This is a genomic window from Annamia dubia NIES-4383 (assembly GCF_055394725.1).
This window is the reverse complement of record NZ_AP025630.1, coordinates 758,770-784,824: the sequence shown is the minus strand read 5'-3', so window position 1 is coordinate 784,824 and position 26,055 is coordinate 758,770. Positions and strand designations below refer to the sequence as shown.

The window sequence follows — 26,055 nt, the reverse complement described above, 5'->3', positions numbered from 1 at the left end:
GATAAGATCATTATATCAAAAATTCCCGACTTAGCTATTTATAATTAAATCTAAGGTGGGCAATCCCCAAAATAAATTTATGGTAATACTTTTAGCTTATTTTAGACATTGCCCACTCTACAATATTTAGATTTAATTAGATTTAACTATTCCCTATACCCTATTCCTTGACTATAAAAAATGACTGATATTTTAATAAAAAAAGTAAGATTAATTGATCCTTCCCATCACATTGATCAAGTTATTGATCTGTGTTTAAGTGATGGCAAAATTAAAGATTTTTCACCTCAATTAAATTTATCCGATTATAACCTGAAAATTATAGATGGTAATGGGTTAATTTTAGGTACTGGTTTAGTTGATCTTTATAGTCATAGTGGCGAAACCGGCCATGAGGAGCGGGAAACTCTTAATAGTCTAGCACAGGCGGCGATCGCCGGAGGTTATACCCGTTTAACCATTTTACCCGATACCTTACCTAATATAGATCATCCGGCTCAAGTGAGTTTATTAAGCAATAAAGCTCCTGAACTTCCTAAACTTTCCTTTTGGGGAAATATAAGTTTAGGAGGTAAATCAGAAAAAATGGTTGAATTAGTGGAATTGGCAGAGGCCGGTGTGATCGGCTTTACCGATCATACTGGCCTTAAAAATTTACCCATGTTGAGACGGGTTTTAGAATATGTCCAACCTTTAAATAAGCCTGTGATGCTTAAGCCTATTGATCCAGCTTTTCAGGGCAATGGAGTCATGAGGGAAGGGGCGACTTCTTTGCGTTTTGGTCTTCCGAGTGTTCCTGAGTTTTGTGAGACTATTGCCATTAATACTATTTGTGAGTTAGTCAAAGAGTTTTCTACCCCCGTTCATTTGATGAATCTTTCTACAAAAAAAGGAGTAGAATTACTTTCACAAGCTAAAGCCCAAAATTTACCCATTACCGCCAGTGTTTCATGGATGCACTTAATTTTAAATACTGAGGATTTGATTAATTATAATCCTAATTTACGCTTAAATCCCCCTTTAGGTAATCCTTGGGATCAGGAGGCTTTAAAGGAAGGGCTAAAAACAGGGGTAATAGATGCGATCGCCGTTGATCATACCCCTTATACCTACGAAGAAAAAACGGTGGCTTTTGGGGAAGCCCCTTGTGGCGCGATCGGGCTAGAATTAATTTTACCTTTATTATGGTCAAAATTAGTCGAAACTGGTGAATTTTCGCCTTTAGAATTATGGCAAAAAATGAGTTATAATCCGGCTATTTTATTACAACAAAAACCTCCTAGAATTAGAATAGGAGAAAAAGCCGAATTAGTGTTATTTGATCCCCAAAAAACTTGGCTAGTCAATCAAGAAAATTTACAATCAATTTCCCATAATACCTATTGGTTAAATCAAGAAATTAAGGGAAAAGTTATACCATTAAATTATTAGTAATATATTACTTTTTGAAATTAATAATAAGTAACAAAAACTATGTATAAAGTAGGCGGTAGTTTAGAGTATAATGCTCCCTGTTATGTTGAAAGAAAAGCCGATCATCAGTTATATGAATCCTTAAAAAAAGGTGATTTTTGTTATGTTTTAAATTGCCGTCAAATTGGTAAATCTTCTTTATTAGTTAAAACAAAACATCACTTAGAAACTGAAGGTTTTAAATGTGCTTCTGTTGATATTACCAGTTTAGGTAGTGAAAATATTACTCCTTCTCAATGGTATAAAGGCATTATTACTCAATTGTGGAGAAGTTTTAATTTATTAACTAAAGTTAATTTAAAACAGTGGTTTCAAGATCAGGAAAATTTATCACCAATTCAACTATTACATTTATTTATTACTACTATTTTATTTACCCAATTTAAACAAGAAAAAATAATTATTTTCATAGATGAAATAGATAGTATTTTATCTTTACCTTTTTCTATTAATGATTTTTTTGCTTTTATTCGTTTTTGTTATAATCAAAGAAGTATTGACTCTGAATATAATAAAATTACTTTTGCTATTTTTGGGGTGGCTACTCCTAGCGATCTAATTCAAGATAAAAAAAGAACTCCTTTTAATATTGGTAAACCCATAGAATTAGAAGGTTTTACTTTCCAAGAAATTGAACCTTTAACTCAAGGTATAAATTTAAAAAATAGGGAAAAATTAATTCAAGAAATTTTAAAATGGACAAATGGACAACCATTTTTAACCCAAAAAATTTGTAAATTATTAGTGGAAAATATCCAAGATAATTTAATCGTTTCACCAATTAATGAGGCTTTTTATATTGAAAATTTGATCAGAACAAACATTATTGATAAATGGCAATTCCATGACGAACCGGAACATTTAAAAACAATTCGAGATCGAATTTACCGTAATGAAGTAAAAGCCGGAAAATTATTAGAAATTTATCAAAATATTTTAGAAAAAGGCAGTATTAAATATGATAATACTAGGGATTGGACTTTGGACAAAAAATTAGATTTAATGAAGCTCACATCAGACCGAAAAAATTAAAATAAGATATTTATATTAAGAGAAATTGAATATTGTCTAATAGCATAATGTCAAATAATAAACTTTCTTTCTCAACAAGTTTGTTCTATAGATTAGAATAAATAGATAGTTTATTATTCAAAATAATATGAAAATCAAAAATAAAAATTACCAAGAAGTTGAACAATTTATTCAAGGTCGTCAACGATTATATCAAAGTCTTGGTTTAAGAAAAGATGCCTTGATGAATTTACTCGATGCTCTTAGTAGTAATCAAGATGCTAAAACAGTCGTGGAATTAAGTTTAAATCCTCTATTTAAACATAAATACCAAAGTATTTATCGAGCAATTGCTGATTTTAATAAAGCGGGAAAAAAGAAATCACAAATCACAAATAAAGCCGAAATATCTAAGATTATTTTAGAGAGTATTCCTCAAAATAATCAGCGAAAGTTTCATCTATTTGGCATTGATGTAACCCCTAATTCACGCCAGTTTTCTCCTACTGTATCTGATAAAACGTTTATTCATCAACCTAACAGTATTAAAGGCAATAAACCCATCAATATTGGTCATGCTTATTCTTGGCTTTTTACTTACCTGAAAAAATATCTAATTGTGATGCTTCTTGGACAATTCCTTTATCAGTTCAACGAGTAAAAAGCGATGAAAAAGATGTTTCTGTTGCTCATAAACAGATTAATAAAGTTTTGACAGATTCATTATTATTTAAGATAATTCTATCAGTTATTGTCGTAGATTGTCTTTATAGTCAAAAAGATTTTATTGGCAAACAAGTTCTTAATCAAGATCGACTTGTTGTCACCAGAGTTAAAAGTAATCGTGTTTTTTTTCGTCCTTTTGTCAAAGATTCTTCTGAGTTAAAAAGTGGACATCCACGTTGGTATGGTGATAAATTTGATTTAAAAGATTCAACTTCTTGGCATCCCCCTGATGATTTAATTCAAACTAATTTTACTACGAAACGTGGTAAATTATTAAATGTCAAAATTAAGGGTTGGAATAATATGTTAATGAAGGGAACAAAGGAACATAAATTGCATGATTATCCCTTTACATTATTGGAAATTACTGTTACTGATCAAGAAGGTAATTCTATTTGGAAACCAATGTGGTTAATTGCCATTGGTAAACGCCGTAACGAATTAACTTTGCTTGAAATTTATCAATCTTATCGTCAACGTTTTGACTTGGAACACTTTTTCGATTTGGCAAACAAAGATTATTAATGAACGACTATTTAACCTCTCATACAAGTTATGAAGAAAACTGGATGAACCTAATTTTAATTGCTTATATTCAATTGTGGAATGCAAGGAATTTAGCTGTTTGCTTACCCCGCCCTTGGGAGAAATATTTGCCTAATTTTCGTGAGAGTAAGATTACCCCAGTGCTGGTTCAGAGAGACTTTTATAGAATTATTAGCACCATTGAGATCAATTCTAATTTTCCCAAACCCCGTGGTTATTCTTCTGGACGGAAAAAGGTGAAATACAAGTGAAAAGACCACGTTATCAGGTTATAAAAAAGAATCAAAAATGTCAACAAAATAGCTAAATTGCTGTTAGAAACGACTGTTAATTAATCTTTTTTCCCCTAAAATTATTTTAGGTTAGTTTTACTTTGTCTATTTTTTTATCTTCTATTTTAACCTCTACCAATTTCTTTTTGTCCAAAGTCCAATAATTTATAAAAGCGTTTTTAGTCCCAATGGTAAATTTATTGCTACGGCAAGTAACGATTATACGGTAAAAATTTGGGATCAAAATTTAAGTTTAGTTCACACTTTAGATCATAAAAAATATACGCCAGACTCGGTAATATTTAGTCCTGATAGTAAATTAATTGCCACTATTTCTTCACAACCCGCTATTTTATTATGGCAAGTTGATGGGAAATTATTAAAAAGTTTTACTAATCATGGATATAAAATTTGGAGCTGGGGTTTAGATTTCAGTTCTGATGGGACTTTTATTGCTACCTGTAGTGAGGATCATACGGCTAAACTTTGGTTTTTAAATAACGATCAAATTGTTAATTTAATCGGACATCAAGGCATAGTTGATGAGCTATCAATTAGTCCTGATAGTGAAATGATTGCAACCGCAAGTTGGGATCGCACGATTAAAATTTGGAATCGAAAAGGGAAATTATTAAAAACATTAAATGGCCATAATGGTGCTGTTAGAAGTGTGGCCTTTAGTCCTGATGGAAAATGGTTAGCTTCTTCGGGTGATGATCAATCAATTATTATTTGGAATTTAGAAAAAGTTTTAAAGTTAAATGAATTAGATTATGCTTGTGAATTGGTTAAAGATTATTTACAAAATAATTTAGAATTGGAGTCACAAAATAGGTACTTATGTAATAAATAATTATCAATTGACAATTATCAATTGACAATTAATAATATTGACAATTGATAATTAGTTAATTAGGTTTATGGTTCGACTCCCCTGATCAACCAAACTCCTTTTTTCTTAATCAGAAAAAAATTTTCACTTAAGGTCTAGCCTCAAGACAATTTTGCATCGCATTTTCAATAGATACTGGGAATACCTCTCTTTCTTGAGCATAATAATTACTATTACTTAAGCCCGTTACACATTGACTAAAAGTTAAGGGCAGTAAACTACGGCGACAATAATCTAAAATCAGATTAGGTTGTAAATTTTGGGTTTGGCGATCGCCGTTAGTTTCTCGGTGAATATCTCCGGCACACTGAGCCAATTCTAGGGGTCTACGGGAACGCAAACAGCCCTCTAAAGCCTCATTACCTGAAAGTTGGGTAACATAATTAATTCTAGCTACACAAAGGGATAACTCATCGGGATCGAGACTTTCCCCACAAGCATTAGCGGATTTTTGGGGGTCAATACCTGTTTTTTGTAAGCGAATTGAACAGAGGGTAAAATCATTCCATTCTGCTTTTACAGGGGAATTAAAACAGAATAGGTTAAAAGCAGGATAAAGAGCGATCGAGCTAAAAGTTAAAAATTTTTTTAAATTGATCATGATTTAGGTATAAGTTATGATTTAACAATAATAATCATAAATATTTTACATTCTTAATTGAATAGTAGCAAAAAAAGTTAACGGTTAGTTTTATGATTGATTATTAATGATTGACAAAAAAACAGAGATTATTTTGTCAAAAAAATAATTACACACAACCTATTTTTTATTGTTATAATCAAGTAATTAAAGCAAAAAAATAAAGCTTATGGTCACACAAATTAAACCGATAATTTATCCAGAAAGTGATGGACAACCGATGGCTGATAATACTTTACAATATCGCTGGATTGTCACAATTCAAGGTGGAATTGACGCAATTTTTAAAGATAATCCTAATGTTTTTGTAGCGGGAGATTTACTTTGGTATCCGGTAGAGGGAAATAATAAAATTAGAGTAGCACCGGATATTTTAGTAGCATTTGATCGCCCTAAAGGTGAGAGAGGATCCTATCTACAATGGAGAGAAAATAATATTGCTCCCCATGTAGTTTTTGAAATATTATCCCCCGGAAATACCCTAACAGAAATGGCGAAAAAATGGCAATTTTATAACCATTATGGGGTAGAAGAATATTATCTTTATGATCCAGATAAAAGAGATTTTAGCGGTTGGATTCGTCAAGATCAAAGTCAAGATTTAAAAGTAATTGAAAATATTGATCAATGGATCAGCCCCCGCTTAAAAATCAAATTTATTTTAGGGGAAGATGAATTAGAAATTTATCGCCCTAATGGGGAAAAATTTGTTAGTTTTGTGGAGTTAGATCGGCAAAAACAACTAGCAGAAGAAAAAGCTTTACGTTTAGCTGAAAAATTAAAAGAATTGGGAATTAATCCCGATGAAATTTAATTAGTATTGATTAATTAATCAATCAAAAATCGGAGATTTTTTTTACTAATTTTTTTCCTAAAATCAATTAAAATCCCCGATTTTTAAATTAATTAATATTAATTAATATTGAGTCACATTTGGATCCACTTCTTTACTCCAAGCAGTAATACCGCCTTTAACATTCGTTCCCTCAATACCCGCTTGTTTAAGAATTTGTAAGGCTTTGGCGGATCTACCACCCATTTTACAATGGGCAATTAATTGACGACCTTGCAATAAATCCCTAATTTTTTCGATGCCATCACCATTTTCAATATCGGGTAAAGGTACTAATACCGCACCTTCAATCCTCGCAATATCGTGTTCATTGGGATTACGCACATCAATTAAGAGGAAATCTACCTGATCACTATCCATTAACTCTTTTAACTCAGTAACGGTGATTTCGGGCAATTCTTGCTGTTCCTTGGCTTCTTGGGCTTTAGCTTGGGGAATGCCACAAAACTCCTGATAATCAATTAATTTTTCAATTACCGGACGCTCAGGATTGGGGCGTAATTTTAACTCTCTAAACTTCATATCCCAAGCATTATAGAGCAATAAACGCCCACTGAGGGTATTAGGCGCACCTAAGATAATTTTAATGGTTTCAGTGGCTTGAATTGTGCCAATAATCCCCGGAAGTACCCCTAAAACCCCTCCTTCTGCACAGGAAGGCACCATCCCCGGCGGTGGTGGTTCGGGATAAAGATCTCGGTAGTTAGGCCCACCTTCATAATTAAACACCGTTGCTTGTCCTTCAAAACGGAAAATAGACCCATAAACATTAGGCTTATTTAAGAGGACACAAGCATCATTTGTGAGGTAACGGGTAGGAAAATTATCTGTTCCATCAATTACCACATCATAAGGACGGATAATATCAAGAGCATTTTCCGAGGAGATTTGGGTATTATAGAGATCAACCTCACAAAAAGGATTAATTTCTAAAATACGATCTTTGGCCGACTCAATTTTAGGCTTACCTACCCAAGAAGTGCCGTGAATAATTTGACGTTGTAAGTTAGAATGATCCACCACATCAAAGTCAACGATACCAATGCGGCCGATCCCAGCCGCCGCCAAATATAAAAGCAAAGGGGATCCTAGTCCACCTGTACCAATACAAAGCACACTAGCGGCCTTGAGTTTTTTCTGCCCTTCTACGCCCACTTCTGGCAAGATGATATGACGAGCATAACGGGCGTAGTCGTCTTTACTTAGATTTATTTCCTCTAAATTAGGATTTAACATAATGATTTAAGGTAATTTGATTCAATTTGAATGAATCTTTAAATAATCAGAATATTTTAATCTCAAACAGGTAAAATTAACATTTTTTCCTGTTGAAATTGATCAGTTTCATCCAGACTCCAAGATTTTACTTCCTTAATTTGTTGCCGTGCTAGACTGACTATTAGATAAGAATAGTTTGGCCAAGCGATCGAGCGATCAAATTCTGAAGGAATAGCAAGATAATCAGGATGGGAGTGATAAAATCCTATGATAGCAAATTCTTGATCTCTTGCGTATTTTTGAGCTTTAAATAAAATTTTTGGAGCGATCGAAAAGCGATTTTTTTTACTAAGATTTGGCTGATTATTGTGGGAAAATAAGTTAAAAGTTTCTGGATCATTACCCCAATTATTTTCTGTTTCCCAAATTTTTATTACTATTTTTTCCTGCGGTTGATTATCTATTTTTCCAAATAAAATACCACAACATTCTTCAGGATAAATTGTTAAAGCATGATCATAAATTTGTTTAATTTGTACTTCTTTAAAAATAATCATCACTTGTTAATTATTAGATAGTTTTTTGATTTAAAAATTTACTTAAACCTTTTAGTAACGGGGTGTTTTCACGATTAAATAGGAAATCTTTTTAACATTTTAATAGCTGTTTTGGCATTTTCAGCTAAGACGGGGGAGATTTTAGGAACTTGGGGAATTTGCCATAAAACATCAATAGTTCGGCGCAAAATTCTGACAATATCACCCTCATCTAAATTAGTATTTTGACATAATTCAAACCAGTCCACACCTAAAGCCCATTGTTCCACTAAACCAACAAATTCTAACTCTAATAATACTAACATTTCTACTTCATTATTTAACTGAGTTTTAAACAGTTGTTTTCTAATTTTTTGTAAAGGTTGAACCACCTCCCAAACAGTGGGAGAAACTTGATAATTTGTCCAAATATCAGAGCGTAAAGGTTCAGTAATAAACGCACTGATCGCCCCTGCTAAATGATGGGGAGGTAAGTCGTCTAAAGAGCCTGACAAGAGGATTAAACCTAACCATAATTCATTTTCTCCCCTGATAGTTGCCGCCGCTTCTCCTAAAGGAGTGGGGGTATATTCATCTAATGCTTGAAATTCCCTTAAAACTTTAATTAAATTGAGAAAATCTTGCCAATAATATGACCCATGAGTTTTATGTTGTTGTAATAATCTTTGACTGCGATAAAGATTTTTCTTTAACTCTAAACGGTGTTTATGACGTTTAATCAAATGGCTAGTATTTTTCCATTTTGTTAAGGGGTGATTTTTAATTTTTTCCTGTATAATATCGACTTTTGTTTGTTGTTCAATAATCTCAAAAGGGGGTTCAATTTTGATTGATTTTAATTTAATTTGTTCACAAATTGGCTTAAATTCTGCTTCAATTTTTTTATTTTTACCTAATCTCATTATTTCTAAATTAGGTAAGGGTAAATCTTTCAATTCTGTGGCTTCTAATTGAGCTAAATTAAGATTAGCCACATCGCCATGAGTTATTAAATACCAATAACGATCTTCCCCCAAACATAAAAAATCATCGGCTTTTCCTGAGCCTTTAATTTTATCAACTAATACCGCCCTCACAGGCTCGGCTACTTTTAAATGTTTACCTTTTAAATGCAAAATTTGTCCGATGGGAACTTCAAATAAAAAGGGAGCAATTTCTTTTTTAATTGTTTCTTCACTTTGTTGTTTTAAGATTTTTAATAAGCGTTTTTCTTCCTTCAAACTTTCATTTAATTTTTCATAACTTTGAAAATGTTTTTCATCAATTTCTGCCAATTCTATATCTAATTGGGCTAATTCCTTCATTAATTCTGTAATTGCTTCCTGTTCGGGAATTAATCTTAATTGCGCTAAATATTCAGCAAAACTTCTCTCTAATAACTCTTTAGCCTCAGATAAACCATGTTTTTGTAACAGATTTAAAACCATTCCATAAGAAGGAGTAAAGTAACTTTTCAGAGGCTCAGTTTCTTTAGTTGCTAAAAAAGCGGCCTCTTTTGCCCCTTCGTAGGGTGTATCCACTGTCACCACATAACCAACTTGATCTAAGCCCCGTCTTCCGGCACGGCCAGCGATCTGTAAAAATTCCGCCACCGTTAACATTCGATGGCCGTCATCACTGCGTTTTTTCAGAGCAGAAATAACCGTTGTGCGTGCGGGCATATTAATTCCGGCCGCAAGGGTAGCCGTAGCAAAAACCACCTTAATTAAACCTGCTTCAAATAATCTTTCTACTAATTCTTTCCATGCGGGTAAAATCCCCGCATGATGGGCGGCGATCCCCCTTGTTAATGGTTCTAAATGACCATTTCTCACCCCTTGAGCGTTACCATCTAAATAACTAAATAAATCTGATTTTATTTCAGGAAAACGGTATAAAAACTCTGCTAATTCATAATCGGAATTTTTATTTTGAGCAAAAAAGTTTCTTAATTTTTCTTGACATTGGGGATAATTAGCCACAAAATTAAGTAAATTTTCTTGTAAATCAGGGTTATTTTCTAATAAAAATTTTAACAATATTAATTGTAATTGTGCTTCTTCCTCTGATGTGACTAAATTCATGCGGCGCACCTGATCAACGGCTTGATCGCAGCCTTTGCGACTGAAAATAACGTAAATAGCCGGAAGCATTTTAGCTTCTTGAAGTTGACTCACAATTTGGGGTAAACTGGGGTAATCTGCCCATTTGGTAAAGCGATCGCCCCGTTTTTTGGGGGGATTTTTATTAGTTTTTGATTTTAAATTAGAATTGATGGCATTTTTCTTATTATTTAAAAGGGGATATAAACCTTTTTTATTACTGAAATAAAATTCTAAGGGAACGGGGCGATGATCGGAATTAATTAACTGACAATTTTGAATGGGAAAATCGCAATTTTTCTGGGCGGCTTTTCTAGTTTGATTGATCCAATCTGTAAATTCTTGCGCATTACCAATAGTAGCTGAAAGGGCGACTAACTGGATTGAAGGAGGACAGTAAATAATCGCTTCTTCCCAAACAGTTCCCCTTTTTCCATCACTAATATAATGACATTCATCTAATATTACGGTTGCCACATTTTCCACCGAAGTTCCTACTTCACCAATGGTAGTTTCGTATAACATATTTCGGAAAATTTCGGTGGTCATAACGATAATAGAAGCGCTAGGATTGATTACTATATCTCCGGTAATTAATCCTACTGTACCTTGATATAAACCCGTAGAAAACTTTTCTTGAAAGTCTCTAAACTTCTGATTGGAAAGGGCTTTGAGGGGTGTTGTATAGAAAAGTCTGCGGCCTTGGGCTAAAGCCCGATAGATCGCATATTCACCAATGAGCGTTTTTCCCGATCCCGTTGGCGCACAGACTACCACCGACTGCTCCTGATCCAATGCTTCGATCGCTTGTAGCTGAAAATCATCTAATGCAAAAGGAAAGAGTTGTTTTAAATCTAAATTAGGTTTCACCGACTTTGTTAATTTTTTCACCCAGAGTTACTTTCATTTATTGATGAGAGTTTGATTATAGCATAATTAAATATTTTTGTCATTGGTTCTTGGTTATTTATGATTGGTTATTTGTTTTTAGTCAAAAAAAATGGTATATACTTAGTAAGTAATAAATGGTAAAAATGAATAATGAACGATGAATGATCAACCATAAAAATTACAGAATAACCAATAACTAATAACGAATAACGAATAACTAAGAACAAATAATTAATAACAATTATGGAAAAACAAATTATTATTTATGATACTACCTTAAGAGATGGCGCTCAAAGAGAAGGTTTATCTTTATCTTTAGATGATAAATTGAAAATTACTCATTTATTGGATCAAATGGGTGTACCTTTTATTGAAGGGGGCTGGCCGGGAGCTAATCCTAAAGACGGACAATTTTTCGCTAAAATTAAAGAATATCCTCTTCAACAAGCAGAAATAGTTGCTTTTTGTTCGACTCGCCGCCCCCATCAAAAAGCCTCAGCGGATCCCCTTTTAAAAGCAATTTTAGAGGCTCAAACTAACTGGGTAACAATTTTTGGTAAGTCATGGGATCTTCATGTGACAACGGGTTTAAAAACTACCCTTGAGGAAAATTTAGCCATGATCTGCGATACCATTGAATACTTGAGAAGTCACGGTAAACGGGTGATCTACGATGCGGAACATTGGTTTGATGGTTATAAGGCCAATCCTGATTATGCTCTGAAAACTCTTAAAGCGGCGATTAATGCGGGAGCGCAATGGTTAGTTTTTTGTGATACCAACGGGGGAACGCTACCCCATGAAATTAGTCAAATTATTCAAGAAGTAATTACAGGTTTAAATCTTAATTTAAAGGGTAATGATGCTGTAAAATTAGGGATACATCCTCATAATGATGGGGGGGTAGCCGTAGCCAATGCGATCGCCTCGGTAATGGAAGGGGTAACGATGGTACAGGGTACGATCAACGGCTATGGGGAAAGATGTGGCAATGGGAATTTATGCACGATTATCCCCAATTTACAACTAAAATTAGGATACCACTGTTTGAGCGCCACCCAACTACAACAATTAACCCCCATCAGCCGTTTAATTAGTGAAATTGCCAATTTAGCACCGGATGATCATGCTCCTTTTATCGGGCGATCGGCTTTTGCTCACAAAGGTGGGATTCATGTATCAGCAGTACAGAAAAATCCCCTCACCTACGAACATATTGATCCCCAAATTATAGGCAATGAAAGGAAAATCGTCATTTCGGATCAATCTGGCTTAAGTAATGTGCTATCAAAAGCGCAAAGTTTTGGCATTGACTTAAATAAGGATAATCCCACTTGTCGCACCATTTTGGAACAGTTGAAAGAGTTGGAAAATGAGGGCTATCAGTTTGAGGCGGCGGAGGCTAGTTTTGAACTGTTGATGAGATCATCCGTAGGCTGTCGTCATGAAATGTTTACGGTTAAAGGTTTTCAGGTACATTGTAATTTATTTAAGGGGGTAAATACGCCCTATAGTAACGCTTTAGCTACGATTAAAGTTAATGTCAACGGCCAAGACTTGTTAGAAGTAGCGGAGGGAAATGGGCCGGTTTCCGCCTTGGATCAGGCTTTACGCAAGGCTTTAATTAATTTTTATCCTCAGATTGGGCATTTTCATTTAACCGATTATAAAGTGAGGATTTTAGATGAAAAAGAGGGAACTTCAGCAAAAACGAGGGTATTAGTCGAATCAAGTGATGGAATTAAACGGTGGACAACGGTAGGAGTTTCTACTAATATTATTGAGGCTTCCTACGAAGCTATTGTAGAAGCGATCGAATATGGGTTATTATTTGAGGCTGATCAAAAAATTCCTTGTGAAATTAAATTGTAATTAAATGTAAGGTGGGTAATGCCGAAAATAAATTAATGATAATTCTTTTAAGTTATTAATAGGTATTGCCCACCCTACAATTATTTATATTGATTAAACTTAACTAATTATGTGAATATTGAAATAAAAATTACAATTATAATTGAGGTACAATTTTAATATTATCTTTAAAATACCATGAGCGAATTAGAACAAAATAAAAAAATTAATCAACTTAAAAGACAAATGCTTAATGCGATGGAACGCATTAAAACTTTAGAAATGGATATTGAACCTGACGGTAGAATTAGTCAAGCATTTTCTGTTTTATCAGATCATGTAGATGAACAATTTGACGTAATTAATAAGCGTTTAAATGGTTTTGAAACTCGATTTGATCGCATTGAACATCAAATTTCGCAAATGAATAGTAAAATGGAAGTGATACTTCAATATTTAACAGGTATTGATGATTTACCTGAAGAATAATTAATGATTATAACCTAAAAGTCGGGGATTTAACAAATCCCTAACTTTTGAATTTTCAAATTATTAATAATTCTACAAATTTAACCAATTAAAAATAATTTCTGGTGTTAATTCTAATTCAATTCCTGTTAAAATAGGTAAGATACTATTACCTTGATATAATTCAATTTTTTGATCAGAAAATATAGTTAAAATTGTTTCGTCAGAGGGGTTAATTAACCAACCTAATTCTATACCTTGACGGGAACAATGTAATAATTTTTCTAATACTTTGCTATAATTTTGTTCAGGTGATAAAATCTCAATTGACCAGTCAGGATAACGATCAAATTGATCAGCTATTTTACCATCATTATCCCTTGGTAAATTTTGCCAACGAATCACAGCAATATCTGGTACAATGGAGCGATCGCCACAGTTACAACGCAATTCAGGTAAAGCATAAGCTAACTTTTTGCTTTTAGTTTGTTGATTAATAGCGGATGCTAGTTCAATTTGTAAAATACTATGTTTTCCTTTAGGCATAGGTTTTTGAGTAATTTTTCCATTAATAAATTCTGATGCTGGTTCAGTTTCAGGAAGTTTAAGGAAATCTTCCAAAGTCAAAGTTTTTGGTTTTTCGATCGTTACTACCATAAGCTTAATTTTGATAGTGTAATATTTAATTTTTAGTTTAACATATTAATTAAAATTTCTGGCTCTTTTCAAATTATTTTTGAAGAAATTACTCTCAAAAAATTAATCTAAAAACTAGGTTTTTAGGATGAAGAATTAAAGAAATATTTAGCAAAATATCAACTTATAATGTTTCATTAAGGCTGAAGCCTTATGCTAGAAAAACAAAGCCTGTCTGCACAGGCTAGATGAAACCTGCGAAGGCCGGTTTCATCTAGCAAAGGGTTTTAACCCTTTGCCTCCGGACTTTTTTCTATTGATTTTCAAGATTAGTTAAAATTTCCTGATCTAAAGAAAAATCAACTTCTTTTTGATCCTTTCCTAATGCTAAATAATCATTATTAAATGACTCTTTTAAACCGGAAATTAAATCATATTTTGGTTGCCAATTTAATTCTTTAATTGCTTTATTTATATCGGCAAAAAAGTGTTGATTTCTGATAGGAAAAGCCTTTCTTTTCCCAAAATTAAACGCTTTTGGATTATAATGTACAATCTTAATTTCATTGGGATCAAGCCCGATCGCCTCGGCACAGGCTTTCGCTAAACCATTAAAAGTTACATAGCGATCGCCAGAAATATTGTAAATTTGACCAATAGCGGTTTTATTTCCTAATACTTTCACCATCGCCTCCGCTAGATCATCTACATGACCTAATTGGGTAATATATGTACCATTTGAAGGAATTAAAATCGGATGATTACGAGTTAAACGGTCAAAAAACCATGATTCTAACGGATTATAATTACCCGATCCATAGATATAAACGGGACGAATTGAGGTATAAGGAACTCCCATTGACTCTAAATAAGCCTCTGTTTCATACTTACCTTTATGACGGCTTTTGGGATCAACCTGATCACCCTCTTTGTGAGGCATTTGATCAGAGGATAAATAGACTCCTGCCGAACTCACATAAACAAAATGCTCTACTTGATCTTTAAATAATTCTACTAAAGGCTTAGTATCCTCTAATTCCCTACCATTATTATCAAAAATAGCGTCAAATTTTTGGCCGGCTAATTTCTCTTTTAATTGACTAGCATCGGTGCGATCGCCGTGAATTTGAGTAACACCAGCCACAGGTGCGGGTTTATTTCCACGATTAAATAATACCACTTCATGCCCCTGTTGTACTAATAATTTAGTTAAAGACACCCCGATAAAACGAGTGCCTCCCATGATTAAAATTCGCATCTTTTTCATTATCCTGATTAAGAAAAATTATTATTATTTTCTTACTATCATAAATGGAAACGAGGCATTAAAAATAATAAATTGATCAACTTTTCAAGTATAATTAATTTTAGTATTTATTATCATATTTTTATTGTTAATTTCTATGACTGAAACAACTCAATCTTTTGTTACTCAAATATCCCCTGATCAAGCCCAAGAAATTATGCGATCGTTGTTACATAAAGAAGGTAATTGGACAGATTGGGGGAAAAACTGTCAAATTTTACAGAAAAATGGCTATAATCCTCAAGATATTTTTGAACAAACAGGCTTTCAAACTAGCCAACAAAATCTGATTATAGTCGCTTTTAATGTTTATCAAAGTTTAATTAATGAAAATGCTTCAGAGGAATTATTAAATTATTATGTAGGGCCTCGCAGTGATGTTTTATATGAATTAAGAGTATTAAATCAAAAACAACGATTAGAAGCGGCTCAAGTGGCTTATGAAAAAAAATTAGAAGCAGATGAGGCTCACAATTTAGCGAAAGCAGTACAGGAAATTAATCGTATTTCCCAACTTCCCCCCGAATTTACCCGTCATGCCGGAGACGCTATGGCTTATCTAGCATGGAAAAGAGCCAAAAATAAACGAGATCTGCAAGAAAGAACTCGTTTAATTGTACAGGGTTTAAAATATGCCTATTCTCATGGTGCAAGAGAGGCAATTGAGAAATTATTAAGTGATATTTCCGTAACTCCTAAAGTTAATGCTCCGTTATTACCTACCTATCGTTTAGAATCTGAAGAAGAATTACCTCGCATTGTGCCAGTAGCGGGTAAATTTCCCATTAATAAAGAGACGTTTTTAGAAACCCCTAGTTTAGAGGCTGAAGAACCTTTTAGAGTTGCTAAAACTCCGGCTAATCTGAGTATTGTTCCCATTCCGGGGTGGCAGTCAGTGTTAAAAGCAGGGGATCCCGTGGCCATTTTGATGCAAAGTGATCAACTTCCCGTTACGATGTCAGGGAAAGTAGAGGAAGTTTTATTATTAGTTGATCGTAGTATTCAAGAATGGAATATTAATGCTTATTTTTTAATTGAAACTGATGGTAATTTACAAATAAAATGGTTTGAAAATCAACCAGATGGTCAAATTTTTGGGCAAATAGTTTTAGTGTTACGTCCGAAAAAAATCCTTGATGAAAATAATATTCTTGAGCCTTGGCAAATGGATGATTAAATTGAAATAATAATAGTTTGGGTGTTTAAATATTTAAAATACCTATTAGTAAAACAGGCTTCTAGCCTGTTATAATTAAGATAGTTGTTATCAATAATTATTCATCATGACTACGACAGATTTAATTAAAAGAAAAATTAATACTTGTCAAGATTTACACTCAGTCGTAAAAACAATGAAAGCTTTGGCGGCCGTTAGTTTACGTCAATATGAAAAAGCTGTTGAATCATTAGTTGATTATACTCGCACTGTGGAAATGGGTTTACAAGTGGTTTTAAAAAATCAGATCCCCACTAAAGTTAATCAAAAAAATAATCAAGAAACAATATTAATTATTTTTGGCTCAGATCAGGGAATGTGTGGTCAATTTAATGATCAAATTGTACATCATACTTTAGAAGAAATAAAAGATTTAAACATTCAATTAGAAGATTTAATTATTATTACCATTGGCTCAAGATTAATCGCACCTTTAGCAATAGAAAAAATTAAAATTAATCAACAATTTTTTAATCCGGCCTCAGTGATAGGAATTACACCATTAGTTCAAGAATTATTAATAAAAATTGATCAATTACAAACAACAAAATTAATTAATTATTTATTATTAGCTTATAATCAACCCTATCAAAATAATTATCAACCAACGATTAAACAATTATTACCTTTAGATCAAAAATGGTTAAAACAATTAGAAAAAACTCGATGGAAAACAAAGATGATTCCTTTATTTACTTTACCCGCCGAAACTTTATTTTCTGCTTTAATTAGACAATATTTATTTATTTCTTTATATCAAGCTTGTGCGGGATCGTTAGCTAGTGAAAATAGTAGTCGTTTAAGTGCGATGCAAATAGCACAGAAAAATATTGAGGATCGTTTGGAAGAATTAAATCGAGAATATCAACAAATTAGACAAACTGATATTAACAATGAATTATTAGATCTAGTTTCGGGTTTTGAAGCTTTAACAATTGACAATTAAAAGTTGATAATTGATCATAATTTTTTAATGTTAATTATTAATTGATATGTCATAATAAAAGTATAGAGTCTGAAAATAGGAGGATGTTTATGAAAATTAATCATCGTAAACCAAAAATGAAAAATAGTAATCGTCCTATGCCTCACCCTGTAATGAATATTAAAGCTAATTTCCGTCACAGAGATCGGGGTATTCATGGCGGTGCGATCAGAATCTAATTTTGTTTTAAATAGCGTGGGGGTCAATTTTTCTTGACCCCTAAATAATATCAAATTTTTTAATTTTTACTAATAGGAATTAATTTTTTTCTTTGTTAGAAAAAACCATTAAATTTTATTTATTCTTTAATTTCTGTTGGCTCATCATTAACTTTAATACTATCTTTAATTTCTTGATCTTCAATGGTTATTTCTGCTTTAGTTTCCTCTTTTTCTTCACTTAAAATAATCTGATCTTGATTAATTTCTTCCACTGCATTTGTTTCATTTGATTCAACTAAAATAACCTCCTCTTTAACATCAATTGCAGTGGCTTCTATTATAATTTCTTCACTTATATTAGCTTCTTGTAATTCCATTAATTCTGATGGAATTTGATTAATTTCAGGTTGAATTTCTATCACTTCACTTTCTATTACTTCAGTTTCCCCAACTTGATCTTTAATCATTTCTTGACTTGAATTTTCTTCAATTTCCTTTACCATTTCATTAATATTAGATTTATTTTCCGTTTCGTCTAAATCAAAATCATCATTTTCGTGATCATTTGTAACTACAATATTATCTTGTTTTTCAGCTTTTGGTTTATTAAAAATACCGGAAATATTAGTGATCAATTTACTAAAAGAAAAACCTTTTTTTTCTTCCATATTAACAACAGAAGGGATAGGTTTAATTTCAATTGATTCTTCAGTTTCAGTCTCCAGAGGGGGGATAATTTCTTGCTTAATTTCTGCTATTTCGGCCGGGCTTTCTTCTAAAATTTCTTCATTATCAATTGTCATTTCTGGAGTAGTTTCGGCCTCAATTTCAACTATTTCCTCCGCAGGTTCAACTTTTGTTTCAATTTCATCAAAAGATATGGAAGCAGTTTCCAAATTTGGCGCTATATTTTCCGATTTTTCAACATTATTTTCAACAGAAATTGAAGGAGTAGGAATATTATTAATCACAGGTTTTTGATTAAATTTATTAACAATTTGATTAAATAATTTACTTAAAGAAACTTCCTCAATTTTGCTTTTTGCCACTTCAGAAATAACCGTTTCTGGATCGGGTTTGGTGAAAATTCCTCTTAAAGATAAAGTTTCCCAAACAAACCAACTTAATAAAGCCACTCCAGCCACTTGGCCTAATAATACTCCTCCGGTGATCCTTCCTGCACAAGTCCATAAAACTAAAGCATAAAATAAACCGAGTCCACTTAAAATAAAATCATCTTTGCGATGAAGATGAGGCTTAACAAAAGTCGCTAAATAAAGGCTTAAACTACCCAAACCAACGGCGATCGCCAGAATGTATGATAACATTTTCCTATACTCCTTTTTTTCCGATAAAATTAAATAAATGTTAAATAAAATTTTGATCTATGGACTGGCAAGAAATTTCTGGTAATTGGTTGTTAATTCCTCATCAACCCATCGGTATTATACACTTTTTAGGGGGAGCTTTTATTGGCAGTGTACCGCAATTAAGTTATCGTTGGCTATTGGAAGACTTAGCCCAAGCGGGTTATGCCGTCATTACCACCCCTTTTATTAATACCCTCGATCACACAGCGATCGCGCGTGATGTTTTAAACCGTTTTGAAAATCTCACCACCCGATTATATCATCAATTGAATCTAGGATATTTACCTATTTATGGGGTTGGCCATAGTATGGGCTGTAAATTACATTTATTAATAGGAAGTTTATTTTCTGTTGAAAGGGCAGGAAATATTTTAATATCCTATAATAATTTTCCCATTAATCGTTCAATTCCTTTAGTTGAACAATTAGAAATAGATAAAACTTTTCAAATTGAATTTACCCCAACTCCCGATGAAACTCATCAATTAATTACCCAAGAATATAAGATTAAACGTAATTTATTAATTAGATTTCATTATGATACTTTAGATCAAACTAAAATCTTAACACCTGTCTTAAAAAATCGGTTTCCTAATATGGTTTCTCAACTAAATTTATCGGGAAATCATTTAACACCATTAGGTCAAAATATAGACTTTAAAATGGGTGATTTTTTTAGCATGATGAACTTAGGAGAATTAAAAGAAATGTTTGCTCCTATTGATACCGTTGGCCAATGGTTTAAACAAGAATTATCAAAAGATTTAACCCAATTAAATCGTGAAATTATCCGTTGGCTTAACCCTAGTCAATTATTAATTGATCATAGATAATTAATAATTAATAATTAACAATTAATTAATAATTGATAATTATAGATTTTATTTCATTACATTAGGTTAAGGCTAAAGCCTTAATGCTACAAAAACAAAGACTACCTACCCAGTCTGAAATGAACTCTGCACAGGCAGACTTTGTTTATATAGCCTAACCCTTTAGGGTTTAGGCTAATTCTTACAAATTAATGATAAAATTACATCATTTAACATCAAAAATAAATCAATATTAAATTTATGAATCAACCTCAAATCAAATCTTATGGAGAGTGGAAATCTCCCATTTCTTCAGATTTAATCGTCTCTAATTTCATTGGCCTTAGTTCCGTTAAAATTGACCAAAATAATAACATTTATTGGCTAGAAAGTCGCCCCCAAGAAAAAGGCCGTAATGTTATTGTTAAATATAATCAAAATGGCGAAAAAATAGACCTTACTCCCATTAATTTTAATGTGCGCACAAGAGTCCATGAATATGGTGGCGGAGCATTTTTAATTACGGAAAATAAAATTTATTTTTCTAACTTTCAAGATCAACAAATTTATCGTCAAGATTTAACAAATTTAGACGCTCTACCTCAACCATTAACTAACTCTGAAAATTGGCGTTTTGCTGATGCCATTTTAGACGAAAAAAGACAGCGTTTAATCGCAGTGGGAGAACACCATGATCCCAACTTTAAAGAGCCAGAAAATTGCTTAGTTTCCATTGATTTATTAACAGGAAATGTGCAAAAAATAGTTACCGGAAACGACTTTTTTGCATCCCCTAAATTATCTCCAGATGGTCAATATTTAGCTTGGCTAAGTTGGAATCATCCTAATTTGCCTTGGGACGGTACATTTTTATCATTAGCTCAAATAAATGATCAAGGTTTATTAACACAAATAAAAGTCATTGCCGGAAGTGAAAATGAATCAATTTGTGAGCTAAAATGGTCATTAGATCATGAACTTTATTTTGCCAGTGATAAAACGGGATGGTGGAATCTTTACCATCTTAATGAAAGGGGAATAATTGAGCCTTTATACCCATCAGAAAAGGAATTTGGTTATCCCCATTGGGTATTTGGGGAGTCAATTTTTGACTTTATTTCTGATAGTGATTTACTCTGTACTTATACTAATAATGGCACTTGGAACTTAGCTCGTTTAAATGGGAAAACTAAGCATTTTCAAGAGTTAAATTTGCCTTTTTCTAGTATTTCCTATCTACAAGTTAATCAACAATTTGCAGTTTTTATCGGAGCATCTGCCACTCAACCCACAGCCGTAGTTAAATTAGATTTAAACTCACAAAATTATCAGATATTATGTCAGGCTACAACCTTAAAAATTGACCCTAAATATTTATCTATTCCTGAGCAAATTTCTTTCCCCAGTAATCATGGAGTCGCCTATGCTTGGTATTACCCTCCCAAAAACGGTGATTTTATAGCCCCAAAAGGAGAATTACCTCCCTTATTAGTCAAAAGTCATGGCGGGCCAACGGCGGCCGCATCGTCCAGTTTTAATTTAAGAATCCAATATTGGACAAGTCGGGGCTTTGCTTTTTTAGATGTGAATTATGGTGGTAGTACGGGTTACGGCCGTGCCTATCGGGAAAAATTAAACCGTCAATGGGGTTTAGTGGATGTGGAAGACTGCGTTAATGGGGCGGAATATCTAGCCCAACAGGGCAAGGCCGATCGTCAAAAATTAGCGATCGCCGGAGGAAGTGCAGGGGGTTATACTACATTAGCGGCCTTAACCTTCCATCATACCTTTAAAGCAGGGGCAAGTTATTATGGCATCAGTGATTTAGAAGCCTTAGCTCAGGATACTCATAAATTTGAAGCCCGTTATTTAGACAATTTAATCGGAGCATATCCAGAGGAAAAAGAGGTTTATTATCAGCGATCGCCAATCCATTTTACAGAGGGTTTATCCTGCCCGATTATTTTCTTTCAAGGCTTAGAAGATAAAGTTGTACCCCCCAACCAAGCCGAAATGATGGTTAAAGTCTTAACTCAAAAGGGTTTACCCGTTGCTTATGTGCCATTTGAAGGAGAACAACACGGTTTTCGTCAAGCAGAGAATATTAAACGCTCATTAGATGGAGAATTTTACTTTTATGCAAAAATTTTTAATTTTGAACCGGCCGATCAAATTGAACCAGTGGAAATTATTAATTTAAACTCTTAGGATAGTTATATTTTAAGCTTCTAAGGCTTTATTTAGAATGATCAAAAACCGTTAACAATACCCTGACTAACTCTCAAAATCAAAACCAAAATATCATAATAATGGTATTAGGATTTAGTCAGGAAATTCACCTAAAAATTTAAACAATTATTGAAAGTAAACCTCTAGTTTGATTCATTCTTTTAGAGAAAAATTAGTCATAAAGATTATGATATGATAAGATGATCACATAATAACAAATATCTTTAAATAAATTTAGTTAATTATGGGTGATATTCGGGAATTAGCAGAAAAATTCCATTCGTCTTCAGAAAAACAACAACTTCAAATCATCTCTGAATTAAAAGATAATGGTAATGAAGGCTTAAGTATACTGAGGGATTTTCTCTCCCAAAATCAAGAACAAACTCCTAATTTAATCTTAGGCCAAATTTATCAAACTCTTTATCAAAGCCAAATTCCTGAGTTTCAAGATTTTCTCAAGCATCAATTTCCCACTGGAATTATTCCTTTAAAATCAGAGCGTAATATTGATTATTTTCCTTTACAACAAGCTTTAGCAGAGGGAAATTTTCAAGAAGCGGATCTAATTACCTCACAAAAATTATGTGAGTTAGCCGGAGAAATGGCCATTAAACGCAAATGGCTTTATTTTACTGAAGTAGAAGGCTTTCCTCATACAGATTTACTCACGATTGATCAATTATGGGTGATCCATTCCCAAGGAAAATTTGGCTTTTCAGTTCAGCGCTCAATTTGGCTTTCCCTTGACAAAAATTTTGTTAAAATGTGGGATCAAATTGGCTGGAGAAAAAATAATAATTGGACTCGTTATCCTAAAGAATTTATTTGGGATCTCAGTGCGCCAAAAGGTCATCTACCGTTATCCAATCAATTAAGAGGAAGTCGAGTTATTAATTCTCTTTTATCTCACCCTGTTTGGTCAAAATAAAAATTTTTCCTTATTTTTAATCCTCTACTTTTAAGTAGAGGTAATTGTCAATTGTTGAAGCTAATTTTTAAGATTAATTATCACCAACGATCGAAATATAAGGATTTTGAAAATATTTATTAGCTGTTTGATAGATCATTTGGGGTGTAATTTCTTTAATTTTGCCTTGAAATTCCTCATCAAATTCTAATCCTAATCCTAAATTTTCATACCAGCCATAAATCTGAGCTAATTCTGAGTTAGTCTGTTTCCCTAAAGCATACTGCCCTAATAATTTATTTTTCGCCCCTTGTACCTCACTAGGGGATAATTCGTCTTGACACAGGCGATCTACTTCTTTTTTCAAGCCTTCTAGTGCGATCGATCTATTATGGGGAGCAGTCCCAATATACACTACAAACTGAGAAGAATCTAACCTTGTAGGATAAAAAGCAGAAACATCATAAGCTAATCCTCTTTTTTCCCTTAATTCCACAAATAAACGACTCGATAAACCGTTCCCTAAATAGGTATTAATTAACTTTAAAATCGGATAATCTTCACTTAATACCCCACTAGCCAGATAACCTAACATAATAATGGTTTGTTGACTATCTTGAGGGATAAATTTTTCACTAGGTTGGGAATTAATCAGAGGTAAATGTAACTCAGGTAAAGATTCTTGAGGGATTTCCCAACTATTAAACACCGAATTAACCCAATTTAAACCCTGTTCATGGGTTAAATTACCTGATAAACTAATAGTTATATTATCCGGCCGAAAATAGGCTTGATGATAATTTAATAAATCCTCACGGGTCAGATTTTCAAGGGTTTCCGCCGTACCTAAAATTGAACAGCCATAGGGATGATCGGGATACATCGCCTCCCTTAACTGATTATAGGCTACATTAAAAGGTTGTTCTAATTGGGAGCGTATACTCTGTAATGCTAATTTTTTCTCTAATTTTACCTCATCTTCGGGAAAAGAGGGAAATCTGAGGATTTCAGCCGCTAAATTTAAGATTGATAAAAAATCTTTGGTCACAGTTTTAATACCCATCACAAAATAATCAGAAGCCGCCTCAGTGCCTAAGTTTGCCCCGATAAACTCAACTTTTTCCGCAATTTCGATCGCCGATAATTTTTGTGTGCCTTTAGTTAAAACAGCAGATAAAAGATGGGATAAACCGGCCTTTTCTCTCGTTTCCCATAAAGCCCCGGCCTTTTGCAAAAAAATCCTTCCGGCGATCACATCGGCAGTATTATTTTCAATGGTAATTAATTTAATTCCGTTATTTAAAACACAACGATTAATAGACTGATGAATCATAATAATAGAGAATGGATAATTAATAATTAATTGTTATTTTTGGCTGTCTTAATAATAGCAGTTAAGAGTTTTAAATTTTCTTCTAAATCTTTAATTGTTGAATTATAACCATCTTTTTTATTAATATTTAATCTGCTACATAATTCTTCATTGTCCATTATCAATTATCCATTATCAATTATTATTAACAGGGTTTTAAAATACTAATAGCATAATTTTCGGAGGATAAATATTGTTGTGCCAATCTTTGTAACTGATAGGGATTAATTTTTCTGATTTCTGAGGGATAAATTACCGCTAATTCAGGTTTAGCAATGGTAGCATAATAACCATATAATCCAGCTAATTGGCCGGGGGTTTCCGTTGAAAATGTATAATCATTACATAACATTCTTTTAAATCTTGCTAATTCTAACTCAGAAAGTTGCTCATTTTGTAATTGACGGATGCGGTCGCCGATGCGTTGCTCTACTAACTCTAAATCCTCTGATTCTAACCATGCACTCACCGTTAATAAACTAGAATCCTGTTGTAAAGAAAAATTACTGCAAATATCTAAAACTAGATGATCCTCCTCCCGTAACTCCTGCACTAAGCGAGAAGTGGAACTTCCGGCCAACACCGCCGACAATAGATCCAAGCCAAAACCATCGGCCAAATTTTCCACCCCAGGGCCGATCCACCCCATAGATAGGCGAGAATGTTCTAAACGTGGTATGTGTATTTCACTGCGCCGAATACCGATCAAGGGGGGTTCAGCTTCAGCGATGGCCGCAGGTGATTCCGATCTAACTAAAAACTGATTATTAACATATTTTTCCATTAAATTTACTGCTTCTTTTTCCGTAATTCCCCCCACAATTACCACCGTAATATTTTCTGGTTGATAATAAGTCTGGTGAAAACAGCGCATTTGATTCGGAGTATATTTGATTAATTGTTCCTCTTGTCCTAAAATTGAACGCCCATAAGGATGATTTTGATAAATAGTCTCACAAAGAGTCTGAAAACTTACCCAATCAGGATCATCATAACTCCCCCTAATTTCTTCTAAAACTACATCTAATTCTTTTATAAACTCAGCATCGGGGATTTGTGCCTGTAATAAAATTTCAGCTAAATAGGGGAAAGTATCTTTAAAACAGTGATTAGCCGTTGTGAGGTAAAAGTGAGCATAATCGTGACTGGTGGCGGCGTTAGTCATGCCCCCTTGATTTTCGATCGCAAGATCGAACCATCCGGGGGGAATACGCTTACTACCCTTAAAAATCATGTGTTCCAAAAAATGTGCCATGCCGTTCCATTGTAGGGGTTCAGCCATTGCACCGGCCCGAACCCAAATATCAGCTACCACCACAGGGGTAGCGGCAATATGTTGATGCACTAGAGTTAAACCCTGATCTAAAGTGAAGATGTTAGCAGGGAAAGAACTTTGACGGTTTTCCATGGAAAAGGATAGTTGTTGCAACCTTTAGAACCTATGATTAATAATGGATGTTATTATCTTAACCCTATTTTTACTTTTTCTTTAAAAATTTTTATTTTTAAATCATAACATCTAATCCTGTAAACTAATTTGGGGATCAATGGCCGTTACCCCTAACTCTAATTTTTTAAA

Annotated in this window: 22 protein-coding genes and 2 pseudogenes; 14 read left to right on the top strand and 10 right to left on the bottom strand. The window is 33.2% G+C overall.

What is annotated here, in order from left to right; translation table 11 throughout:
• Positions 1 to 180 precede the first annotated feature (180 nt).
• From Anndu_RS03665 to Anndu_RS03645, 5 genes and pseudogenes are all read left to right on the top strand, one after another.
• Complete coding sequence (locus tag Anndu_RS03665) at positions 181 to 1,431, top strand: dihydroorotase (RefSeq protein WP_464103067.1); 1,251 nt, start codon at positions 181 to 183, stop codon at positions 1,429 to 1,431.
• A 42-nt stretch (positions 1,432 to 1,473) separates the two neighbouring features.
• Complete coding sequence (locus tag Anndu_RS03660; RefSeq protein WP_464103066.1) at positions 1,474 to 2,505, top strand: AAA-like domain-containing protein; 1,032 nt, start codon at positions 1,474 to 1,476, stop codon at positions 2,503 to 2,505.
• A gap of 127 nt (positions 2,506 to 2,632) precedes the next feature.
• Positions 2,633 to 4,063: pseudogene (locus tag Anndu_RS03655) on the top strand (NF041680 family putative transposase).
• Between the two features lie 80 nt (positions 4,064 to 4,143).
• Positions 4,144 to 4,593: pseudogene (locus Anndu_RS03650) on the top strand (WD40 repeat domain-containing protein); the annotation flags it as partial.
• A gap of 6 nt (positions 4,594 to 4,599) precedes the next feature.
• On the top strand, positions 4,600 to 4,881 hold the full coding sequence (locus tag Anndu_RS03645) for a WD40 repeat domain-containing protein (RefSeq protein ID WP_464103065.1): 282 nt from the start codon (positions 4,600 to 4,602) through the stop codon (positions 4,879 to 4,881).
• Between the two features lie 127 nt (positions 4,882 to 5,008).
• On the opposite strand, the gene Anndu_RS03640 is transcribed toward Anndu_RS03645, so the two are convergent.
• Positions 5,009 to 5,521, bottom strand: coding sequence for a hypothetical protein (locus Anndu_RS03640; RefSeq protein WP_464103064.1), 513 nt, complete (start codon positions 5,519 to 5,521; stop codon positions 5,009 to 5,011).
• Between the two features lie 208 nt (positions 5,522 to 5,729).
• On the opposite strand from Anndu_RS03640, the gene Anndu_RS03635 reads away from it, so the two are divergent.
• Entirely contained in the window at positions 5,730 to 6,374 is a 645-nt protein-coding gene (locus Anndu_RS03635) for a Uma2 family endonuclease (protein ID WP_464103063.1), read from the top strand.
• A 102-nt stretch (positions 6,375 to 6,476) separates the two neighbouring features.
• On the opposite strand, the gene moeB is transcribed toward Anndu_RS03635, so the two are convergent.
• The 3 genes from moeB to Anndu_RS03620 form a co-directional block, all read right to left on the bottom strand.
• On the bottom strand, positions 6,477 to 7,649 hold the full coding sequence (moeB, locus tag Anndu_RS03630) for a molybdopterin-synthase adenylyltransferase MoeB (RefSeq protein WP_464103062.1): 1,173 nt from the start codon (positions 7,647 to 7,649) through the stop codon (positions 6,477 to 6,479).
• A 62-nt stretch (positions 7,650 to 7,711) separates the two neighbouring features.
• Positions 7,712 to 8,188 carry a M67 family metallopeptidase gene (locus tag Anndu_RS03625; protein WP_464103061.1) on the bottom strand — a complete coding sequence of 159 codons (477 nt, stop codon included), beginning with the start codon at positions 8,186 to 8,188 and terminating at the stop codon, positions 7,712 to 7,714.
• Between the two features lie 74 nt (positions 8,189 to 8,262).
• Positions 8,263 to 11,160: a DEAD/DEAH box helicase gene (locus Anndu_RS03620; RefSeq protein ID WP_464103060.1), complete on the bottom strand. Its 2,898-nt coding sequence runs from the start codon at positions 11,158 to 11,160 to the stop codon at positions 8,263 to 8,265.
• A gap of 243 nt (positions 11,161 to 11,403) precedes the next feature.
• Between Anndu_RS03620 and cimA the strand changes: the two genes are divergently transcribed.
• The gene (gene cimA / locus Anndu_RS03615; protein WP_464103059.1) at positions 11,404 to 13,032 is read left to right on the top strand and encodes a citramalate synthase; all 1,629 of its coding nucleotides are present in this window, start codon (positions 11,404 to 11,406) and stop codon (positions 13,030 to 13,032) included.
• A 177-nt stretch (positions 13,033 to 13,209) separates the two neighbouring features.
• Positions 13,210 to 13,500: a hypothetical protein gene (locus Anndu_RS03610; RefSeq protein WP_464103058.1), complete on the top strand. Its 291-nt coding sequence runs from the start codon at positions 13,210 to 13,212 to the stop codon at positions 13,498 to 13,500.
• A gap of 72 nt (positions 13,501 to 13,572) precedes the next feature.
• On the opposite strand, the gene Anndu_RS03605 is transcribed toward Anndu_RS03610, so the two are convergent.
• Both Anndu_RS03605 and Anndu_RS03600 read right to left on the bottom strand, forming a co-directional pair.
• Positions 13,573 to 14,136 (bottom strand): Uma2 family endonuclease, encoded by a 564-nt coding sequence (locus Anndu_RS03605; protein WP_464103057.1) that lies wholly within the window; start codon positions 14,134 to 14,136, stop codon positions 13,573 to 13,575.
• Positions 14,137 to 14,428: 292 nt separating this feature from the next.
• Positions 14,429 to 15,373 (bottom strand): NAD-dependent epimerase/dehydratase family protein, encoded by a 945-nt coding sequence (locus Anndu_RS03600; protein WP_464104029.1) that lies wholly within the window; start codon positions 15,371 to 15,373, stop codon positions 14,429 to 14,431.
• A 145-nt stretch (positions 15,374 to 15,518) separates the two neighbouring features.
• Here Anndu_RS03600 and Anndu_RS03595 point away from each other — a divergent pair, with 145 nt between their 5' ends.
• From Anndu_RS03595 to Anndu_RS03585, 3 genes are all read left to right on the top strand, one after another.
• On the top strand, positions 15,519 to 16,598 hold the full coding sequence (locus Anndu_RS03595; RefSeq protein ID WP_464103056.1) for a RuBisCO accumulation factor 1: 1,080 nt from the start codon (positions 15,519 to 15,521) through the stop codon (positions 16,596 to 16,598).
• A 106-nt stretch (positions 16,599 to 16,704) separates the two neighbouring features.
• On the top strand, positions 16,705 to 17,583 hold the full coding sequence (locus Anndu_RS03590; RefSeq protein ID WP_464103055.1) for a F0F1 ATP synthase subunit gamma: 879 nt from the start codon (positions 16,705 to 16,707) through the stop codon (positions 17,581 to 17,583).
• 89 nt (positions 17,584 to 17,672) lie between these two features.
• Complete coding sequence (locus Anndu_RS03585) at positions 17,673 to 17,801, top strand: hypothetical protein (protein WP_464103054.1); 129 nt, start codon at positions 17,673 to 17,675, stop codon at positions 17,799 to 17,801.
• A 119-nt stretch (positions 17,802 to 17,920) separates the two neighbouring features.
• Here Anndu_RS03585 and Anndu_RS03580 read toward each other — a convergent pair whose 3' ends face one another.
• Entirely contained in the window at positions 17,921 to 19,111 is a 1,191-nt protein-coding gene (locus Anndu_RS03580) for a Ycf66 family protein (RefSeq protein WP_464103053.1), read from the bottom strand.
• A 59-nt stretch (positions 19,112 to 19,170) separates the two neighbouring features.
• On the opposite strand from Anndu_RS03580, the gene Anndu_RS03575 reads away from it, so the two are divergent.
• The 3 genes from Anndu_RS03575 to Anndu_RS03565 all read left to right on the top strand — a co-directional run bounded on the left by Anndu_RS03575 (position 19,171) and on the right by Anndu_RS03565 (position 23,125).
• Positions 19,171 to 19,986, top strand: a complete 816-nt coding sequence (locus Anndu_RS03575; protein ID WP_464103052.1) for a DUF1350 family protein — start codon at positions 19,171 to 19,173, stop codon at positions 19,984 to 19,986.
• A 240-nt stretch (positions 19,987 to 20,226) separates the two neighbouring features.
• On the top strand, positions 20,227 to 22,173 hold the full coding sequence (locus Anndu_RS03570; RefSeq protein ID WP_464103051.1) for a S9 family peptidase: 1,947 nt from the start codon (positions 20,227 to 20,229) through the stop codon (positions 22,171 to 22,173).
• 265 nt (positions 22,174 to 22,438) lie between these two features.
• Positions 22,439 to 23,125: a GUN4 N-terminal ARM-like repeat domain-containing protein gene (locus tag Anndu_RS03565; protein WP_464103050.1), complete on the top strand. Its 687-nt coding sequence runs from the start codon at positions 22,439 to 22,441 to the stop codon at positions 23,123 to 23,125.
• Positions 23,126 to 23,198: 73 nt separating this feature from the next.
• Here Anndu_RS03565 and Anndu_RS03560 read toward each other — a convergent pair whose 3' ends face one another.
• From Anndu_RS03560 to Anndu_RS03550, 3 genes are read right to left on the bottom strand one after another with little or no spacing between them, the layout of a single operon-like run.
• Positions 23,199 to 24,437 carry a M16 family metallopeptidase gene (locus Anndu_RS03560; RefSeq protein ID WP_464103049.1) on the bottom strand — a complete coding sequence of 413 codons (1,239 nt, stop codon included), beginning with the start codon at positions 24,435 to 24,437 and terminating at the stop codon, positions 23,199 to 23,201.
• Positions 24,438 to 24,463: 26 nt separating this feature from the next.
• A complete protein-coding gene (locus Anndu_RS03555) occupies positions 24,464 to 24,595 on the bottom strand; it encodes a hypothetical protein (RefSeq protein ID WP_464103048.1) in 132 nt (43 codons plus the stop codon).
• A gap of 26 nt (positions 24,596 to 24,621) precedes the next feature.
• Positions 24,622 to 25,884 carry a M16 family metallopeptidase gene (locus Anndu_RS03550; RefSeq protein WP_464103047.1) on the bottom strand — a complete coding sequence of 421 codons (1,263 nt, stop codon included), beginning with the start codon at positions 25,882 to 25,884 and terminating at the stop codon, positions 24,622 to 24,624.
• Positions 25,885 to 26,055 lie beyond the last annotated feature (171 nt).

What these genes read in the sequence shown, in the direction of transcription:
- moeB (WP_464103062.1), bottom strand. Translation starts at nt 7,649, where the DNA reads ATGTTAAATCCTAATTTAGAGGAAATAAATCTAAGTAAAGACGACTAC.
- Anndu_RS03595 (WP_464103056.1), top strand. Translation starts at nt 15,519, where the DNA reads ATGACTGAAACAACTCAATCTTTTGTTACTCAAATATCCCCTGATCAA.
- Anndu_RS03625 (WP_464103061.1), bottom strand. Translation starts at nt 8,188, where the DNA reads ATGATTATTTTTAAAGAAGTACAAATTAAACAAATTTATGATCATGCT.
- Anndu_RS03590 (WP_464103055.1), top strand. Translation starts at nt 16,705, where the DNA reads ATGACTACGACAGATTTAATTAAAAGAAAAATTAATACTTGTCAAGAT.
- Anndu_RS03660 (WP_464103066.1), top strand. Translation starts at nt 1,474, where the DNA reads ATGTATAAAGTAGGCGGTAGTTTAGAGTATAATGCTCCCTGTTATGTT.
- Anndu_RS03600 (WP_464104029.1), bottom strand. Translation starts at nt 15,373, where the DNA reads ATGCGAATTTTAATCATGGGAGGCACTCGTTTTATCGGGGTGTCTTTA.
- Anndu_RS03555 (WP_464103048.1), bottom strand. Translation starts at nt 24,595, where the DNA reads ATGGACAATGAAGAATTATGTAGCAGATTAAATATTAATAAAAAAGAT.
- Anndu_RS03640 (WP_464103064.1), bottom strand. Translation starts at nt 5,521, where the DNA reads ATGATCAATTTAAAAAAATTTTTAACTTTTAGCTCGATCGCTCTTTAT.
- Anndu_RS03585 (WP_464103054.1), top strand. Translation starts at nt 17,673, where the DNA reads ATGAAAATTAATCATCGTAAACCAAAAATGAAAAATAGTAATCGTCCT.
- Anndu_RS03560 (WP_464103049.1), bottom strand. Translation starts at nt 24,437, where the DNA reads ATGATTCATCAGTCTATTAATCGTTGTGTTTTAAATAACGGAATTAAA.
- Anndu_RS03550 (WP_464103047.1), bottom strand. Translation starts at nt 25,884, where the DNA reads ATGGAAAACCGTCAAAGTTCTTTCCCTGCTAACATCTTCACTTTAGAT.
- Anndu_RS03580 (WP_464103053.1), bottom strand. Translation starts at nt 19,111, where the DNA reads ATGTTATCATACATTCTGGCGATCGCCGTTGGTTTGGGTAGTTTAAGC.
- Anndu_RS03665 (WP_464103067.1), top strand. Translation starts at nt 181, where the DNA reads ATGACTGATATTTTAATAAAAAAAGTAAGATTAATTGATCCTTCCCAT.
- Anndu_RS03605 (WP_464103057.1), bottom strand. Translation starts at nt 14,136, where the DNA reads ATGGTAGTAACGATCGAAAAACCAAAAACTTTGACTTTGGAAGATTTC.
- Anndu_RS03570 (WP_464103051.1), top strand. Translation starts at nt 20,227, where the DNA reads ATGAATCAACCTCAAATCAAATCTTATGGAGAGTGGAAATCTCCCATT.
- Anndu_RS03645 (WP_464103065.1), top strand. Translation starts at nt 4,600, where the DNA reads ATGATTGCAACCGCAAGTTGGGATCGCACGATTAAAATTTGGAATCGA.
- Anndu_RS03575 (WP_464103052.1), top strand. Translation starts at nt 19,171, where the DNA reads ATGGACTGGCAAGAAATTTCTGGTAATTGGTTGTTAATTCCTCATCAA.
- Anndu_RS03635 (WP_464103063.1), top strand. Translation starts at nt 5,730, where the DNA reads ATGGTCACACAAATTAAACCGATAATTTATCCAGAAAGTGATGGACAA.
- Anndu_RS03565 (WP_464103050.1), top strand. Translation starts at nt 22,439, where the DNA reads ATGGGTGATATTCGGGAATTAGCAGAAAAATTCCATTCGTCTTCAGAA.
- cimA (WP_464103059.1), top strand. Translation starts at nt 11,404, where the DNA reads ATGGAAAAACAAATTATTATTTATGATACTACCTTAAGAGATGGCGCT.
- Anndu_RS03610 (WP_464103058.1), top strand. Translation starts at nt 13,210, where the DNA reads ATGAGCGAATTAGAACAAAATAAAAAAATTAATCAACTTAAAAGACAA.